Source organism: Tsukamurella sp. 8F, from assembly GCF_029167375.1.
Taxonomy (GTDB): domain Bacteria; phylum Actinomycetota; class Actinomycetes; order Mycobacteriales; family Mycobacteriaceae; genus Tsukamurella.
This window is the reverse complement of record NZ_JARFTP010000038.1, coordinates 1-15142: the sequence shown is the minus strand read 5'-3', so window position 1 is coordinate 15142 and position 15142 is coordinate 1. Positions and strand designations below refer to the sequence as shown.

Here is a 15142-nt window from a genome sequence, read left to right as displayed (position 1 = left end):
AGGTCGTCGCCGTGGGCAGGCCGAGGAACTTCGACGAGACCGCGGCGCTGGATGCCGCGGTCGAGACGTTCCGCTCACGTTCGTACGCCGGCACCTCGACGGACGACCTGTGTCGCGCAACCGGACTGTCCCGCAGCAGCCTGTACAACACGTTCGACTGCAAGGCCGATCTGTACCGCAGGTGTATGACCCGCTACGGCGATCAGAAGGAGCTCGATCGGCGAGCCGCTCTGGAGGGGCCGGGGTCGGGCCGGGAACTCTTGGAGCAACTGCTTGCGGAGACGCTCGCGGATCAGCGGGCGACACCTGACCTCCGCGGCTGTCTGGTGATCAACGCCGCAGTCGAGATCGGACCCTCGGAGGCCGATATCGCGCGGATGGCGCGGGACAACCTTCGGGCGTTCCAGGAACTGCTCGCCTCCCTGATCCGGCGCGGGCAGGAGGACGGCTCGATCGCCGACGACGCCACGCCGGACGAGCTGGCTGCCGTGGTGCACGCCGCGATCAACGGTCTGCAGGTGTCGGCCCGGGTCGACGGTGACCCGGCCGCTGGTCCGCGCGCTGTCCGGGCCCTCATGGCGCTGCTCCGCCCCCGCTGAACCGCGGGCTCGAAGAACCACCGATCCGAAAGGCATGCCTCGATTATGGAACATATGATCCAGAACAGGACGGCGGTCCCGCGCGCCGTGTACGCGCTCGCCATCGGCACGTTCGCGGTCGGGACCAGCGAGTTCCTGCTCGCGGGGATCCTGCCCGAGGTCGCATCCGACCAGCACGTGTCGGTGGCGACCGCGGGGTGGCTCGTGACCGCGTTCGCGATCGGCATGCTCGTCGGCGCGCCTCTGATGACGCTCGCGACCCTGCGGCTGCCGCGCCGCGCCACGGCCGTCGGGGCGCTGGCCGTGTTCGTCGCCGCGCATGTGGTGCCACTACTGGTGGACGGTTTCACGGTGCTCGTCGTGACGCGAGTCATCGCCGCTGTCGCGGCGGCGACCTACTGGGCAATGGCGGCCGTGATGGCCGCGCGCCTCGCCGGACCGGACGCGCTCGCGCGGGCGATGGCCGTCGTCGTCGGTGGCCTCACCATCGCGACGGTGCTCGGTGTTCCTGTCGGTACGTGGATCGGAGGCACCTTCGGATGGCGGGCGTCGCTGGCGACGGTCGCCGTCGTGGCCGCCGGCTGCGCGGTCCTGGTCCACGTGAGCGTCCCCGGCGACGGCCGGCCCGCCGCGGTGCCCGATGCGCGACCCGCCGCGGTGTCTGATGCGCGGCCCGCCGCGGTGCCCGATGCGCGGCCCGCCGCGGTGTCTGACACGCGGCCCGCCGCGGTACCGATGCGTGAGCTCCTGAGCCGCGAGTCGGCCGCGTTCCGCCGCCCTCGGTTGTGGGTGGCTCTCGCGACGACGGCGCTGTTCCAGGCCGCCGTGTTCTGCGCCTACACGTACGTCGCAGTGCTGCTCACCGACGTCTCCGGCGTGCCGGCTTCGCGTGTGCCGTTGGCGCTGCTGCTGTTCGGGCTGGGCAGCCTGGCCGGTGTCGTGGTGGGAGGGCGCATCGCAGACCGCGGGATGCTCGCCAACGTGCTGGGCAGCCTCGTCGCGACCGCTGTGGCGCTCGTCCTGCTCGCGTCCCTCGCACACTGGGCACCCGCGACTCTCGTCGTGCTCTTCCTGCTGGGAGCCGCGGCGTTCTCCATCGCGGCCGCACTGAACGGCCGCGTGATCGGAATGGCCGGCGATGCGCCGACTCTTGCGGCGTCCGTGAACGTATCGGCGTTCAACGTCGGCAACGCGCTCGGGCCATGGGTGGGCGGCGTGGCGCTCGCCGCGGGCGCGGTCGCCCCGGTATGGGCTGGCGTAGGACTGGTGACCGCGGCCATCGCGGCCGCCTTGCTGAGCGTACGGATCGAGAGGGAGCGCGTCGGCGTCAGCTGTGACGCCTCGGGCGCTCTCTGCGATCAGGCCTGAGCGATGCGGAACGCCCCGCCCGGGAATTTCCGGGCGGGGCGTTCCTGGCTGCAGCAGAGGGTCTAGCGGCTGAACAGGAGGGCGCGCTTGACCTCCTGGATGGCCTTGGTCACCTGGATGCCACGGGGGCACGCGTCGGTGCAGTTGAAGGTGGTGCGGCAGCGCCACACGCCCTCGGCCTCGTTGAGGATGTCCAGTCGCTCCTGGGCGCCCTCGTCGCGCGAATCGAAGATGAAGCGGTGCGCGTTGACGATCGCGGCAGGGCCGAAGTACGACCCGTCCATCCAGTACACGGGGCAGCTGGTCGTGCAGCACGCGCACAGGATGCACTTGGTCGTGTCGTCGAAGCGCGCGCGGTCCGTCGCCGACTGGATCCGCTCGCGGGTCGGTTCGTTGCCCGAGGTGATCAGGTAGGGCTTCACGGCGCGGAACGCGTCGAAGAACGGTTCCATGTCCACGACGAGGTCCTTCTCCACCGGCAGGCCCCGGATCGGCTCGACGGTGATCGTGACGTCCTTGCCCTCGTGCAGGAAATCCTTCATCAGCATCTTGCACGCCAGACGGTTGACGCCGTTGATACGCATCGCGTCGCTGCCGCACACGCCGTGCGCACAGGACCGGCGGAACGTGAGCGTGCCGTCGAGGTACCCCTTGACGTACAGGAGCAGGTTGAGGAATCGGTCGGTCGGCAGCGCCGGGACCTTGTAGCTCTGCCAGCCGGCGGCGTCGGGATCCTCCGGGTTGAACCGCATGATCTTCAGCGTCACCATGACCGAGCCCGGCGGAACCGGGGGCTGAGCGGCGCCGGCGGGCTTGTCTTCGACTGCAGCGGTCATCAGTACTTACGCTCCATCGGCTCGTATCGGGTCTGGACGACAGGCTTCCAATCCAGGGTTATGTCCGAGGTGAGGCCCGTGCCCTGCTTGTACGCCATCGTGTGCTTCATGTAGTTCTCGTCGTCGCGCGTCGGGAAGTCCTCGCGGGCGTGGCCGCCCCGGGACTCCTTGCGGTTCAGCGCGCCTACGACGGTCACCTCGGCCAGCTCGAGGAGGAAGCCCAGCTCGATGGCCTCGAGCAGATCGCTGTTGAACCGCTTGCCCTTGTCCGTGACGGTGATGTGGTCGTAGCGCTCCTTGAGCGCATGGATGTCGTTGAGCGCATTGGTCAACGTCTCCTCGGTGCGGAACACCGCGGCATTGTTGTCCATCGTCTGCTGCAACTCGGTGCGGATCGCCATCACGTTCTCGTCGCCGTGGTCCGAGAGGATGTTCGCGAGCCAGTCCTCGACCATGTGCTCCGGCTGCTCGGGCAGTGGCACGAAGTCGTGCGAATGTGCGTACTCGGCTGCGGCGATGCCGGCCCGGCGGCCGAAGACGTTGATGTCGAGCAGCGAGTTGGTGCCGAGGCGGTTTGCGCCGTGCACCGAGACGCACGCACACTCGCCGGCGGCGTAGAGCCCGGGGACGATGTGCTCGTTGTCGCGCAGCACCTCACCGTTGATCTTGGTGGGGATCCCGCCCATCACGTAGTGGCACGTGGGGTACACCGGCACAGGCTCCTTGACCGGGTCGACACCGAGGTAGGTCCGCGAGAACTCCATGATGTCGGGGAGCTTCTCGTTGAGCGTCTCCTCGGGAATATGCGTGACGTCGATCAGGACGTAGTCCTTGTTCGGTCCGCAGCCGCGGCCCTCGAGGACCTCCAACACCATTGAGCGGGCGACGATGTCGCGCGGCGCGAGGTCCTTGATGGTCGGGGCGTACCGCTCCATGAAACGCTCGCCGTCGGCGTTGCGGAGGATGCCGCCCTCACCGCGGACGCCCTCGGTGATGAGGATGCCCAGGCCTGCGAGGCCCGTCGGGTGGAACTGGTGGAACTCCATGTCCTCGAGGGGCAGGCCCTTGCGGAAGACGATGCCCAGGCCGTCACCCGTCAGGGTGTGCGCGTTGGACGTGGTCTTGTACATGCGTCCCGATCCGCCGGTGGCGAAGACGATGGCCTTGGCGTGGAACACGTGCAGCTCGCCCGTCGCGAGCTCGTAGGCGATGGCACCGGTCGCGACGGGGCCGTCCTCGGTCTCCGTGATCGCGATGTCGAGCACGTAGAACTCGTTGAAGAACTGGACGTCGTGCTTGACGCAGTTCTGATACAGCGTCTGCAGGATCATGTGGCCGGTTCGGTCCGCGGCGTAACACGCCCGGCGGACCGGCGCCTTGCCGTGGTCACGGGTGTGGCCGCCGAAACGTCGCTGGTCGATCTTGCCCTCGGGGGTGCGGTTGAACGGCAGACCCATCTTCTCGAGGTCGAGCACGGCGTCGATGGCCTCCTTGGCCATGATCTCCGCAGCGTCCTGGTCGACGATGTAGTCGCCGCCCTTGACCGTGTCGAAGGTGTGCCACTCCCAGTTGTCCTCCTCGACGTTCGCCAGCGAGGCGCACATGCCGCCCTGAGCGGCACCGGTGTGGCTGCGCGTGGGATACAGCTTGGTGAGCACCGCGGTGCGTGCGCGGGGGCCGGCCTCGATCGCTGCCCGCATGCCGGCGCCGCCGGCGCCGACGATCACCACGTCGTAACGATGTTCCTGCATGTCTTCCTAGGTGTCCTCTCTGGGGCCGGCTACGCGACTGAGGTCGTATCGAAGGTGAGCAGCGCGTACGAGCCGAGGCCCACGATGAGGATCATCGAGATCGCCAGCAGCGTCTTGAGCCAGAAGCGGGTCTGGTCTTTCTTGGCGTAGTCGTCGATGATCACGCGCACGCCGTTGCCCCCGTGTAGCTGTGCCAGCCACAGCATCAGCAGGTCCCAGCACTGCCAGAAGGGCTCCTTCCAGCGCGCGGCGACGAACGACGCGTCGATGCGGTGCACACCGCGGCTGTCGAGGGCGAGCATGATGAACACGTGGCCGAAGGTCAGGACAAGCAGGGCGATGCCGGATAGGCGCATGAAGATCCACGCGTACTTCTCGAAGTCGCCCGACTTCGGCCGGTGCGGCGACCGCGGGTTGTCCAGCGAGGCCGGGCGGTCGTAGTTCTTCATGAGGGTCTTGGCGAGCTTGGGCTCGTTCGCAGTCGTCATATCTGTGCGGCCCCTAGTTCGTGAACATGATGTAGAGGAGGCGGGCGGCCATGCCGATGCCGGCGGTGAGGAACACGGCCCACACCACGACCGTCATGACTTTCTGGAACTGCACGCCCTTCGACCAGAAGTCGACGAGGATCACGCGGACGCCGTTGAGGGCGTGGTAGAGGATGGCCATGACGAGGCCGATCTCCAGCAGACCGACGACGGGGTTCTTGTACGTGTCGATGACCTCGTTGTAGGTCTCCGGGTTGATCCGGATGACCGCCGTGTCGAGGACGTGTGCGAAGAGGAAGAAGAAGATCGTGACGCCGCTGATGCGATGGAGCACCCACGACCACATGCCAGGATCGCCGCGGTAGATGGACGGCCGCCGCGCGCTCTTAGGCGCCGGCGCTTCAGTCGTGCTGCTCATCGAGCCCTGCCTCCAACATCGTCGATGGACGCGGCGGGAGCTCCGGGCACCCGAGGATCATCGATCCCGTGGTGGCGTCGGCCCCGACGTGTACCTGAACCCACGCATTGACCTTAAACCCATGCGAATGTGGAATCGAAACCACTCTGGCTACTCATCGGTCAGAAAGATGAAACTTAGGATTGCCTTGCCGAATTGGTCGAGTAATACCGGAGAACGAAAGAACGAGGTGGTACAGATGTCTGACATCGACTGGGAATCGTTGCGGCGCAGCGCTTTCGATGCCATGAAGCATGCCTACGCGCCCTATTCCGGCTATCCCGTCGGTGCCGCGGCATTCACACTCGACGGCCGTCTTGTCACCGGTTGCAATGTGGAGAATGTCTCATACGGTCTAGGTCTCTGCGCGGAGTGCGGACTCGTGTCGGCGCTACACATTTCCGGGGGCGGCAGGTTGGCGGCCTTCACATGTTGCAACGCCGACGGCGACGTCATCCTCCCGTGCGGTCGATGCCGACAGGTGCTCTACGAGTTCGGTGGCGGCGAGTTGCTCGTAGATCACCGCAGCGGGCCGGTCCCGCTCGCCGGGCTTCTGGTCGACGCCTTCGGCCCCGACGATCTGGCGGCCGTGGGCTCACGGCCCGGCGGTGCCGCGAACGCGGCGGGGGAGGCGCGCTGATGGCCGCCGAGGTATACGACGCCGTGTCGATCATCCGTACGAAGCGCGATGGGGAAGCGCTCACGGACGGCCAGATCGACTGGGTGGTGCGGGCGTTCACGGACGGCACCGTCGCCGACTACCAGATGTCCGCGCTCGCCATGGCCATCCTGCTGCGTGGCATGGAGCGCCGCGAGATCGCTCGCTGGACCGCCGCGATGATCGGCACCGGTGAACGCATGGACTTCTCGGGGCTGCGCCGTGGCGGTCGCCCGCTCCCCACTACGGACAAGCACTCGACCGGTGGCGTCGGTGACAAGATCACACTGCCGCTCACGCCGCTCGTAGCGTCCTACGGCGTGGCCGTGCCGCAGCTGTCGGGGCGCGGGCTCGGCCACACGGGCGGGACGCTCGACAAGCTCGAGGCGATCGCCGGCTGGCGCGCCGACCTCACGGGCGCCGAGATGTTCGCCCAGCTGGAGGCGGTCGGTGGGGCGATCTGCGCGGCCGGCTCGGGCCTCGCGCCCGCCGATAAGAAGCTGTACGCCCTGCGCGACGTCACCGGCACCGTCGAGGCGGTCCCGCTGATCGCGTCGTCGATCATGAGCAAGAAGATCGCCGAGGGTACGGCGTCGCTCGTCCTCGACGTCAAGGTCGGTGCGGGCGCGTTCATGAAGACCGAGGCTCAGGCGCGCGAGCTAGCCGAGACCATGGTCGCGCTGGGGCGGGACTCGGGCGTCGACACCGTCGCACTGCTGACCGACATGAACTGCCCGCTGGGCCGTACCGCCGGAAACGGTCTCGAGGTGGCCGAGTCCATCGAGGTCCTCTCGGGCGGCGGGCCGGACGACGTCGTCGAGCTGACGTTGGCGCTCGCACGCGAGATGCTTGCGCTCGCAGGCGTCGACGCGGATCCGGCGGAGCATCTGCGCGGAGGGCATGCGATGGATGCGTGGCGGGCGATGATCTCAGCACAGGGCGGGGATCCCGATGCGCCGCTACCGGTGGCTCGGCATACCCGGGACGTACCGGCACCGTCGGCGGGTGTCGTCACCGGACTCGACGCGATGGCCGTCGGGGTCGCGGCCTGGCGTCTCGGCGCCGGACGCGAACGGCAGGGCGAGCCCGTGCAGGCCGCGGCGGGCGTGACCATGCATGCCAAGCCGGGTGACGCCGTCGCCGCCGGCCAGCCGTTGTTCACCCTGCACACGGATACGCCCGAGCGTTTCGACGGCGCCGCCGCGGCCCTGGAGGATGCTGTCACCTTCGGCGATGCCGCGCCCGCGCGGCGGCCGTTGGTGATCGACCGGATCGCCTGACGGGCGGGGCGTCAGCGTCGGCGCAGCGCTACCACGGGGATGACGCGGGTCGTGCGGGCCTCGTATTCGCCGAAGCCCGGCGCCTCCGCCTTGAACTTCTCCCACGCCGCATCGCGCGCAGCGCCACTCAAGACCTCGGCCCGGACCTCGACGGTCCCGTCGTCGGGAGTCTCGATCTCGGCGTCCGCGTGAGCGCGCAGGTTGTGGAACCACGCGGGATTGTCGGGCGCGCCGGCCTTCGACGCCGCGATCAGCCACGTATCCGGATCCTCGCGCAGGCCCATGACGGGGGGAGACACGCGCCGCTCCCGACTTCGCGCCGGTGTGGTGCAGGAGCACCAGCCGGCGACCGAATCCGTTGGTGGACACCGTGCCGCCGTTCGCACGGAACTCGTCGATGATCTGTCTGTTCCAGTCGGACATCGCCATTCCTCTCCTCGGACCTCTATGAACACACGGTCGGCTACTGGGGGCTCATAACGCGAACGGGCGTGCCCGCGGCGAACGCGCGGATGTCCTCCGCGGCATCGGCGTAGAACAGCCGGTACTGCTGTTCGGTCACGTAGCCGACGTGCCCCGTCAGGACGCCGGGCAGCGAACGCAGGGGATCACCCGGGGACAGCGGTTCGGTATCGAACACGTCGAGCGCCAGCCGGATCGCGCCGTCGCGGGCCGCCTCCGCTGCGGATGCGGTGTCGAGCAGCCCTGCGCGCGAGGTGTTCACGAGTAGGGCGCCCGGCCGCATCCGCGCGATGTCCGCTGCGCCCACGAGGCCGCGCGAGCGTTCGGACAGCACGTGGTGGATGCTCACGACGTCGGCGCGGGTGAACAGCTCCTCCTTGGTCACGGCCGTGGCCCCGGCGCCCCGGGCCCGCTCGGGGGTGAGGCTGGTCGACCAGGCGATGACGTCCATCCCGAAGGCGCCTCCGACGCGCGCCACTCGCGCGCCCAGATTCCCGAGCCCGACGAGGCCGAGTGTCGCCCCGTCGAGCTCGAACCCGATGGTGCTCTGCCACCGCCCGGCACGGATGTTCGCGTGCTCCTCGGGCACGTGCCGCAGCGCAGCGAGGATCAGGGCCCAGGTGTGCTCGGCCGCGGCCGCCGGACGATAGCCGGTGCCGCACACCGTGATTCCACACTCCTGCGCCGCCTGGATGTCGATGGAGCGATTCCGCCGACCCGTCGACACCAGCAGCCGCAGGCGGGGGAGCGCCTGCAGCAACCCCGCCGGGAACGGGGTGCGCTCGCGCATGGCGACCACTGCATCGAACTCCTGCAACTGCGCCGCGGGATCTGTGAGGGGAGCGTCGAAGACCGTCGTGTCGATGCCGGTGAAATCGCCGTGATCGAGTGCCACCCGCTGGAAGTCGTCGAGGATCGCCACGCGCATACCTCCGACGGTAGCCCTCGCCGCGTGTGATCGCGGCCGACGCCCCCGGACGTGCGGTAGTTTCGCGCTATGGCAGCGGCTCCGCTCGATCTCGAATCCATCCGTCAGGCACCGAAGGTCCTCCTGCACGACCACCTCGACGGAGGTCTGCGGCCCGCGACCGTCCTCGATCTCGCCGAGCAGACCGGTTATCCCGACCTCCCGGCTTCGGACGTCGAGTCGCTGGCCACCTGGTTCCGGGACGCCGCGAACTCGGGATCGCTCGTCAGCTATCTCGAGACGTTCACGCACACCGTCGGTGTCATGCAGACACCCGAGGCCCTCGCGCGCGTCGCACAGGAGTGCGCGCTCGACCTCGCCGCCGACGGCGTCGTGTACGCCGAGGTGCGGTTCGCGCCGGAGCAGCACCTCGAAGCCGGGCTGACCCTCGACGAAGTGATGGAGGCGGTGCTCGCCGGATTCGCCTCGGGTGAGTCAGCGTCGCGCATCGCCGGCCGGCCGATCGTGGTGCGCTGCCTGGTGACCGCCATGCGCCACGCCGCCCGCTCCCGCGAGATCGCCGAGCTCGCCGTGCGCTGGCGTGACCGCGGCGCAGTCGGTTTCGACATCGCCGGCGCCGAGGCCGGATTCCCGCCCAGCCGCCACCTGGATGCGTTCGAGTACATGCGAAACGCCTCCGCCCCCTTCACTATTCATGCCGGTGAGGCGTTCGGATTGCCGTCCATCCACGAGGCCATCGCCTTCTGCGGTGCGGACCGCCTCGGTCACGGCGTCCGCATCGCCGACGACATCACCCTGCCCGAGGGGGTCGACCCGGACTCCGACGATCTGTCCGGTGCCGCGCTGGGGCGCATAGCCGCCCGCGTCCGCGACGCCCGCATCCCGCTCGAGCTGTGTCCGTCCTCCAACCTGCAGACCGGCGCCGTCGCGTCCCTCGACGAGCACCCCTTCAACATGCTCGCTCGCCTGCGCTTCCGTGTGACCGTCAACACCGACAACCGGCTCATGGGCGACACCAGCATGAGCAAGGAGATGCTCGGGCTCGTCGAGACCTTCGGGTTCGGGTGGGCCGACCTGCAGCGCTTCACCATCAACGCCATGAAATCCGCCTTCATCCACTTCGATGAGAGGTTGGAGATCATCGACGACGTCATCAAGCCCGGTTTCGCCGTTCTGATCGGGTGACGGTCGTGGGTCTCCTGCCGCCCGGCGGTGCCGCCGGTGTGGCCCGGCGGCTGTGTCGGGAGTAACTCGGACCTCGAATTGATTACATAGCATGTAGCAACTAACCTGTCCGAGGACTCATTGTTTCTCCGAAGGGAATTGTTATCGCATGCAAAGTATTCCCATGGAGGCGCCGGAGCCCACGGGGGCGACGGCGGTGCACTACGACTTGATCCGGATCATCCGGACTCTGCGAGTGCACGCGGGCCACGGTGCGCTCGCGGCGGGTTCGGCGTCCGCGCTGTTCTCCGTGGTCTACCACGGCCCGTTGCGCACGACGGACCTCGCCGAGCGTGAGGGCGTGGCCGCGCCGACGATGTCGCGCATCGTCGCGGCACTGGAGAGGCAGGGGCTGATCACCCGGATGGCCGATCCCGACGACGGCCGCGCGTCCCTGCTGGTGCCGACCGAGGACGGCCGCTCGTACATCTGTGGAGCGACGTCGCGGAAGTCCCAGCTGATGGCAGCGGCGCTGGAGCGGCTCGACGAGGAGCAGCGGACCGAGCTCGAGCGGTCCATCGGCCTGCTCGCGGACTCGCTGGCCGCCGCGGCCGAGGAGGCGGCCGGCGCCGAGCGCAACGTGAACGAGAACGAGGAGAGGGTATGACCAACAACGGGATCGACCGCGGCTCAGGTCACGGCTCGGACCGCGGCTCCGGCCGTGTGGACGGGCTCGTGCGTGACGGCTCCGGGGCGGCCATCGCCGAGCCGACCGTCACCGTCATCGACCCGAGCGGTCGACAGACCGCGCGGGTCGTCGGCACCGCGGGTGGCGGTTTCACCGCGCACATCCCGGTCGCCGGCAACTACGTGCTCGTCGTGTCGGCCGAGGGCTACGAGCCGACCGCGGTGGCGGTCATCGTCGGCGCCGCGCCGGTCGCGACCGAGGTCGTGCTGGGGGTCCTGCCCGCGGTGAAGGGCATCGTGGTCGATGCCGCATCCGGTCGGCCACTCGCCGGCGCGACCGCGGCGATGACGGACCAGGACGGCAACGTCAGCCTGGTCCAGGATGCAGGCGCCGACGGCGCCTTCGTCTTCTCCGGTCTGTCCGGGGGGCAGTACACGCTGGTCGTGACTGCGCCCGGCTGCGAGCCCGTCGCGCAGACGGTGACAGTCGGGGGTTCGGGCCCGACGGAACTGACCGTCGCGCTGCACGTCGCCGCCGAGCTCGCCGGCACCGTCCGCGATGTCGCTGCTCCGGGCGGTTCCGGGATCGTCGCGCACAGCCAGGTCGTCCTGCTCGACATCGGCGGCGAGATGGTGGGCAGCTCCGTCACGGACGTGCAGGGCCGCTACCGCTTCGAGAACGTGCTGCCCGGCGACTACACGGTGATCGCTAACGGGTACACGCCCGCCGCGGCCACCGTCGACGTCGTCGGCGGTCGTGTGGCGTCGCACGAGTTCGTGCTCGGTGCTGGAGCCGGCGCGTGAGCGCCGGGATCGCGCTGCGCGTAGTCACGTCCGCGGGCGACGCGCACGACGGCGCCGTCGTCACCGTGATGTCCATGACGGGAGACCAGGTCGCCCGGGTCGAGTCCGGCACCGACGGATCCGTCACGGTCGACGGCCTGGCGCCGGGAACGTACACGGCCGTCGTCACGTCCCCGGGTTTCGAGCCCCAGGCTCGCGTCGCCCTGGTATCGGCCACCGGCACCGCCAGGCTCGGAAGCGTCACCCTGGTGCGCTCCGGCTCGGGTCCACTGCCGTCGCCGGGCGAGTGGGTCATCGACCCGCAGCATTCGACGATAGAGATCAGCGTGCGTCACCTCGGGATCTCTTCTGTGAAGGGCCGATTCGACGAGTTCTCCGGATCCATCACTGTCGCAGATCCCATCGAGAAGTCCGCTGTGGATGTGGAGATCAAGGTCGCCAGCATCGACACCGGCAACCAGATGCGCGACGGTCATCTGCGCTCGGACGGCTTCTTCGACGTCGAGCGCCATCCTGTCGCGCGGTTCCGAAGCGGCGTGGTGACCGGCCCCGTGGACGATGTGTGGACCGTCAAGGGCGCACTGGAGCTGCGCGGCAGCGCAGTCCCGGTCGATCTGCGGATGACCTACCTCGGCGAGACCGAGGACCCTTGGGGCGGAACGCGACTGGGCTTCCGTGCCAGCACCGAGCTGCGCCGCGGCGATTTCGGGATCAGCTTCGACGAGAAGCTGCTGACCGGTGTTGCGCAGATCGGGAGCACCGCCCGCCTGGACCTCGAGGTACAGGCCGTTCGTGCCGACAGTGTCGCCGACACGTGAGAAACCGGAATAGTCAACACTTTTCCCAGCTAGTCACTACAAGGAGCGACAGTGTCTGAGCAGACAGTGGCCGCGCCGTCGCGCAGGCGCGGCAAGGGCCACATCTACACCATGGAGGAGCTCGGTCCGCACTACAAGTGGATCGCGCTGTCCAACACCACCCTGGGCATGCTGATCGCGACGATCAACAGTTCCATAGTCCTGATCGCGCTGCCCGACATCTTCAAGGGCATCCATCTCAACCCGCTCGAGTCGGGGAACACCAGCTATCTCCTGTGGATGATGATGGGCTTCCTCGTCGTCACCGCAGTGCTGGTGGTCAGTTTCGGCCGTCTGGGCGACATGTTCGGTCGTGCCCGCATGTACAACATGGGTTTCGCGGTGTTCACGATCTCGTCGATCTTCCTGGCGGTCACGTGGTTCGACGGTGGTGGCGCTGCCCTCTGGATGATCTTCTGGCGCGTGATCCAGGGCATCGGCGGTGCGTTCCTGATGGCGAACAGCTCGGCGATCCTCACCGACGCGTTCCCCTCGAACCAGCGCGGCCTGGCGATGGGCATCAACGGTGTGGCCGCGATCGCCGGCTCGTTCCTAGGCCTGCTCATCGGCGGCGTGCTCGCGCCGTGGCACTGGCACCTGGTGTTCCTCGTCTCCGTGCCGTTCGGCCTGATCGGCACGATCTGGGCGTACCTGATGTTGCACGACACGGGTACGCGCATCAAGGCGAAGATGGACTGGTGGGGCAACATCACGTTCGCCGTCGGGCTCATCGCGATCCTGGTCGGCATCACGTACGGCATCCAGCCGTACGGTGACTCCAACATGGGCTGGACCAACCCCTGGGTGCTCACGGCGATCATCGGCGGGCTCGTGGTGCTCGTGGTGTTCGTGGGCATCGAGCTCAAGGTCGCCAACCCGCTGTTCAACCTGAAGCTCTTCCGCGACCGCTCCTTCGCGTTCGGCAACCTCGCCAATCTGATGGCGTCGATCGGCCGCGGCGGCCTGCAGTTCATTCTCATCATCTGGCTGCAGGGCATCTGGCTTCCGCAGCACGGCTACGACTACTCGCGTACGCCGCTGTGGGCCGGCATCTACATGGTCCCGATGACGATCGGCTTCCTGTTGAGTGCACCCGTGTCGGGCGCACTCAGCGACAAGATCGGTGCCAAGTGGTTCACCGTCAGTGGCCTCGGCCTGACCGCGGTGACGTTCGGACTGCTGATCGCGCTGCCTGTCGACTTCAACTACTGGGCGTTCGCCGCGATCCTGCTGGTCAACGGCATCTCGATGGGTATGTTCGCGTCGCCCAACCGGGCCGAGGTGATGAACAGTCTCCCGGCCAACGCGCGTGGTTCCGGCGCGGGCATGATGACGACCTTCCAGAACGCGGCCATGGTGCTGTCCATCGGTCTCTTCTTCTCACTGATGATCGCGGGTCTGAGTTCGCATCTGCCCAGCGCGATGTTCAACGGCCTTACCGCCAACGGCGTCTCGCAGGAGGCGGCGAACAACGTTGCCAATCTGCCGACCGTCGGCGTGCTGTTCGCCGCCTTCCTGGGCTACAACCCGGTGCAGGAGCTGCTGTCGGGTCACGTCTCCAACTTGTCGCAGGCCAGCCAGGACCACCTGTTCGGCCTCGATTTCTTCCCGCACCTGATCTCAGATCCGTTCTCGGACGGCCTCACCGCGGCGTTCACGTTCGCGCTGATCTGCTGCGCCATCGGCGCCATCGCCTCACTGTTCACGGGTTCGACCAAGCGTCCGGCGGCGGTCGAGTCGGTCGGCGAGGAGATATTCGCGGTCGCGGGCGACTCCGGTGGGTCTCCGTCGGCGCTGGTGGAGCGTGACTCGGGCGAGCCCGGCGCTGCTGCACCGGCGGTCGCCGCTACGGCCGCCGTGGGCACCGCCACGGCTGTCGCCGGCACCGCGGCCGCCGCGCAGGCATCGGCTCCTGCTGAGTCCGCCGCGGCCGCGCCTGCGGCCCCGGCGATGGATCCTGCGCGGCCCGTTGGGCTCCCAGTCGGCGTGCGGCCCTCAGTGGCCGGTGTGATCAGCGGGTCGGCAGGCAAGCCGATCGCTGGTGCGCAGGTGACGATCACCGATGCCACGGGCAACCAGGTCGGCCGCGGCGAGACCGATGCGGATGGCCGCTACGGAGTCGCCGGCCTCGCGGCCGGGGTGTACACCGCGATCGCAACGGCGCCGGGTTTCGCACCGCAGGCGTTCACGGCCCGCGTCGCCGAGGGACGCACCGTAGACCGCGACTTCGAGCTCGTCGGGGGCACCGCGCTCGTCGGCGTCGTTCGAGACGATAAGGGCGGGGTCCCGGCCCTGGTCATGGTCACAGACCAGACCGGCGCCGTCGTGGCACGCGCCGAGGCCGGCCCCGATGGGACGTTCCGCCTGGCCGGCGTCCAGGCCGGCACCGTCGCAGTGACCGCTACTGCGCCCGGCTACCAGCCGTCGAGCCAGCTCGTCGCCGTGGCCGGTGGCGACACCGAGCGGGTCGAGATCGTGCTCGCCGCGATCGGCGGGGTACAGGGCCATGTCCGCGCTGCCGACGGCAGCCCGCTCGTGGGCGCGACCGTCTCGGCATTGGGGCCGGACCGGACACTCGTCGCCTCCGTCGTCACCGACGCCGAAGGCTTCTACCGTCTCGAGGGCCTCACTGACGGCAGGTTCGCGCTCGTGGCGAGCATGTACGAGCCCGCCGCCGTGCAGGTGAAGGTCGCCGGCGGTCGGGAGAACGTCGCCGACATCTCGCTCGGGTCCGCCGCGCACCCGGCGCAGTAGACCGACCACGAAGAAGGCCCCGCCGCTCGGCGGGGGCGTCTTGGTGCGG

The 15142-nt window shown here is 68.5% G+C and carries 15 protein-coding genes; 9 read left to right on the top strand and 6 right to left on the bottom strand.

Annotated features, from left to right (window positions below; all coding sequences use genetic code 11):
• Positions 1-11: 11 nt before the first annotated feature.
• Both P0W64_RS20045 and P0W64_RS20040 read left to right on the top strand, forming a co-directional pair.
• On the top strand, positions 12-599 hold the full coding sequence (locus P0W64_RS20045; protein WP_275481947.1) for a TetR/AcrR family transcriptional regulator: 588 nt from the start codon (positions 12-14) through the stop codon (positions 597-599).
• A 54-nt stretch (positions 600-653) separates the two neighbouring features.
• A complete protein-coding gene (locus P0W64_RS20040; protein WP_275481946.1) occupies positions 654-1967 on the top strand; it encodes an MFS transporter in 1314 nt (437 codons plus the stop codon).
• A gap of 62 nt (positions 1968-2029) precedes the next feature.
• Here P0W64_RS20040 and P0W64_RS20035 read toward each other — a convergent pair whose 3' ends face one another.
• Genes P0W64_RS20035 through sdhC form a run of 4 tightly spaced genes read right to left on the bottom strand, consistent with a single transcriptional unit; the run spans position 2030 to position 5460 of the window.
• On the bottom strand, positions 2030-2803 hold the full coding sequence (locus tag P0W64_RS20035; RefSeq protein ID WP_275481945.1) for a succinate dehydrogenase iron-sulfur subunit: 774 nt from the start codon (positions 2801-2803) through the stop codon (positions 2030-2032).
• Positions 2803-4554: a succinate dehydrogenase flavoprotein subunit gene (gene sdhA / locus P0W64_RS20030; protein WP_275481944.1), complete on the bottom strand. Its 1752-nt coding sequence runs from the start codon at positions 4552-4554 to the stop codon at positions 2803-2805. Before sdhA ends, P0W64_RS20035 begins: the two co-directional genes overlap by 1 nt.
• A gap of 29 nt (positions 4555-4583) precedes the next feature.
• Positions 4584-5042: a succinate dehydrogenase hydrophobic membrane anchor subunit gene (locus tag P0W64_RS20025; protein WP_275481943.1), complete on the bottom strand. Its 459-nt coding sequence runs from the start codon at positions 5040-5042 to the stop codon at positions 4584-4586.
• 13 nt (positions 5043-5055) lie between these two features.
• Positions 5056-5460, bottom strand: a complete 405-nt coding sequence (gene sdhC / locus P0W64_RS20020) for a succinate dehydrogenase, cytochrome b556 subunit (protein ID WP_275481942.1) — start codon at positions 5458-5460, stop codon at positions 5056-5058.
• Positions 5461-5698: 238 nt separating this feature from the next.
• Between sdhC and P0W64_RS20015 the strand changes: the two genes are divergently transcribed.
• Both P0W64_RS20015 and P0W64_RS20010 read left to right on the top strand, forming a co-directional pair.
• Positions 5699-6139: a cytidine deaminase gene (locus P0W64_RS20015; RefSeq protein WP_275481941.1), complete on the top strand. Its 441-nt coding sequence runs from the start codon at positions 5699-5701 to the stop codon at positions 6137-6139.
• On the top strand, positions 6139-7437 hold the full coding sequence (locus P0W64_RS20010; RefSeq protein WP_275481940.1) for a thymidine phosphorylase: 1299 nt from the start codon (positions 6139-6141) through the stop codon (positions 7435-7437). The genes P0W64_RS20015 and P0W64_RS20010 overlap by 1 nt, the downstream gene beginning before the upstream one ends.
• Positions 7438-7448: 11 nt before the next feature.
• Here the strand turns inward: P0W64_RS20010 and P0W64_RS20005 are convergent, their stop codons facing one another.
• Entirely contained in the window at positions 7449-7736 is a 288-nt protein-coding gene (locus tag P0W64_RS20005; protein ID WP_343232886.1) for a nitroreductase family deazaflavin-dependent oxidoreductase, read from the bottom strand.
• A gap of 164 nt (positions 7737-7900) precedes the next feature.
• Positions 7901-8827, bottom strand: a complete 927-nt coding sequence (locus P0W64_RS20000; RefSeq protein ID WP_275481939.1) for a D-2-hydroxyacid dehydrogenase family protein — start codon at positions 8825-8827, stop codon at positions 7901-7903.
• Between the two features lie 69 nt (positions 8828-8896).
• Between P0W64_RS20000 and P0W64_RS19995 the strand changes: the two genes are divergently transcribed.
• The 5 genes from P0W64_RS19995 (at position 8897) to P0W64_RS22555 (ending at position 15093) form a co-directional block, all read left to right on the top strand.
• Complete coding sequence (locus tag P0W64_RS19995) at positions 8897-10012, top strand: adenosine deaminase (protein ID WP_275481938.1); 1116 nt, start codon at positions 8897-8899, stop codon at positions 10010-10012.
• A 148-nt stretch (positions 10013-10160) separates the two neighbouring features.
• The gene (locus tag P0W64_RS19990; protein WP_275481937.1) at positions 10161-10658 is read left to right on the top strand and encodes a MarR family transcriptional regulator; all 498 of its coding nucleotides are present in this window, start codon (positions 10161-10163) and stop codon (positions 10656-10658) included.
• Positions 10655-11482, top strand: a complete 828-nt coding sequence (locus P0W64_RS19985; RefSeq protein WP_275481936.1) for a carboxypeptidase regulatory-like domain-containing protein — start codon at positions 10655-10657, stop codon at positions 11480-11482. Before P0W64_RS19990 ends, P0W64_RS19985 begins: the two co-directional genes overlap by 4 nt.
• Positions 11479-12300, top strand: coding sequence for a YceI family protein (locus tag P0W64_RS19980; RefSeq protein WP_275481935.1), 822 nt, complete (start codon positions 11479-11481; stop codon positions 12298-12300). The genes P0W64_RS19985 and P0W64_RS19980 overlap by 4 nt, the downstream gene beginning before the upstream one ends.
• Positions 12301-12411: 111 nt before the next feature.
• Complete coding sequence (locus P0W64_RS22555) at positions 12412-15093, top strand: MFS transporter (RefSeq protein WP_343232888.1); 2682 nt, start codon at positions 12412-12414, stop codon at positions 15091-15093.
• Positions 15094-15142: the final 49 nt, after the last annotated feature.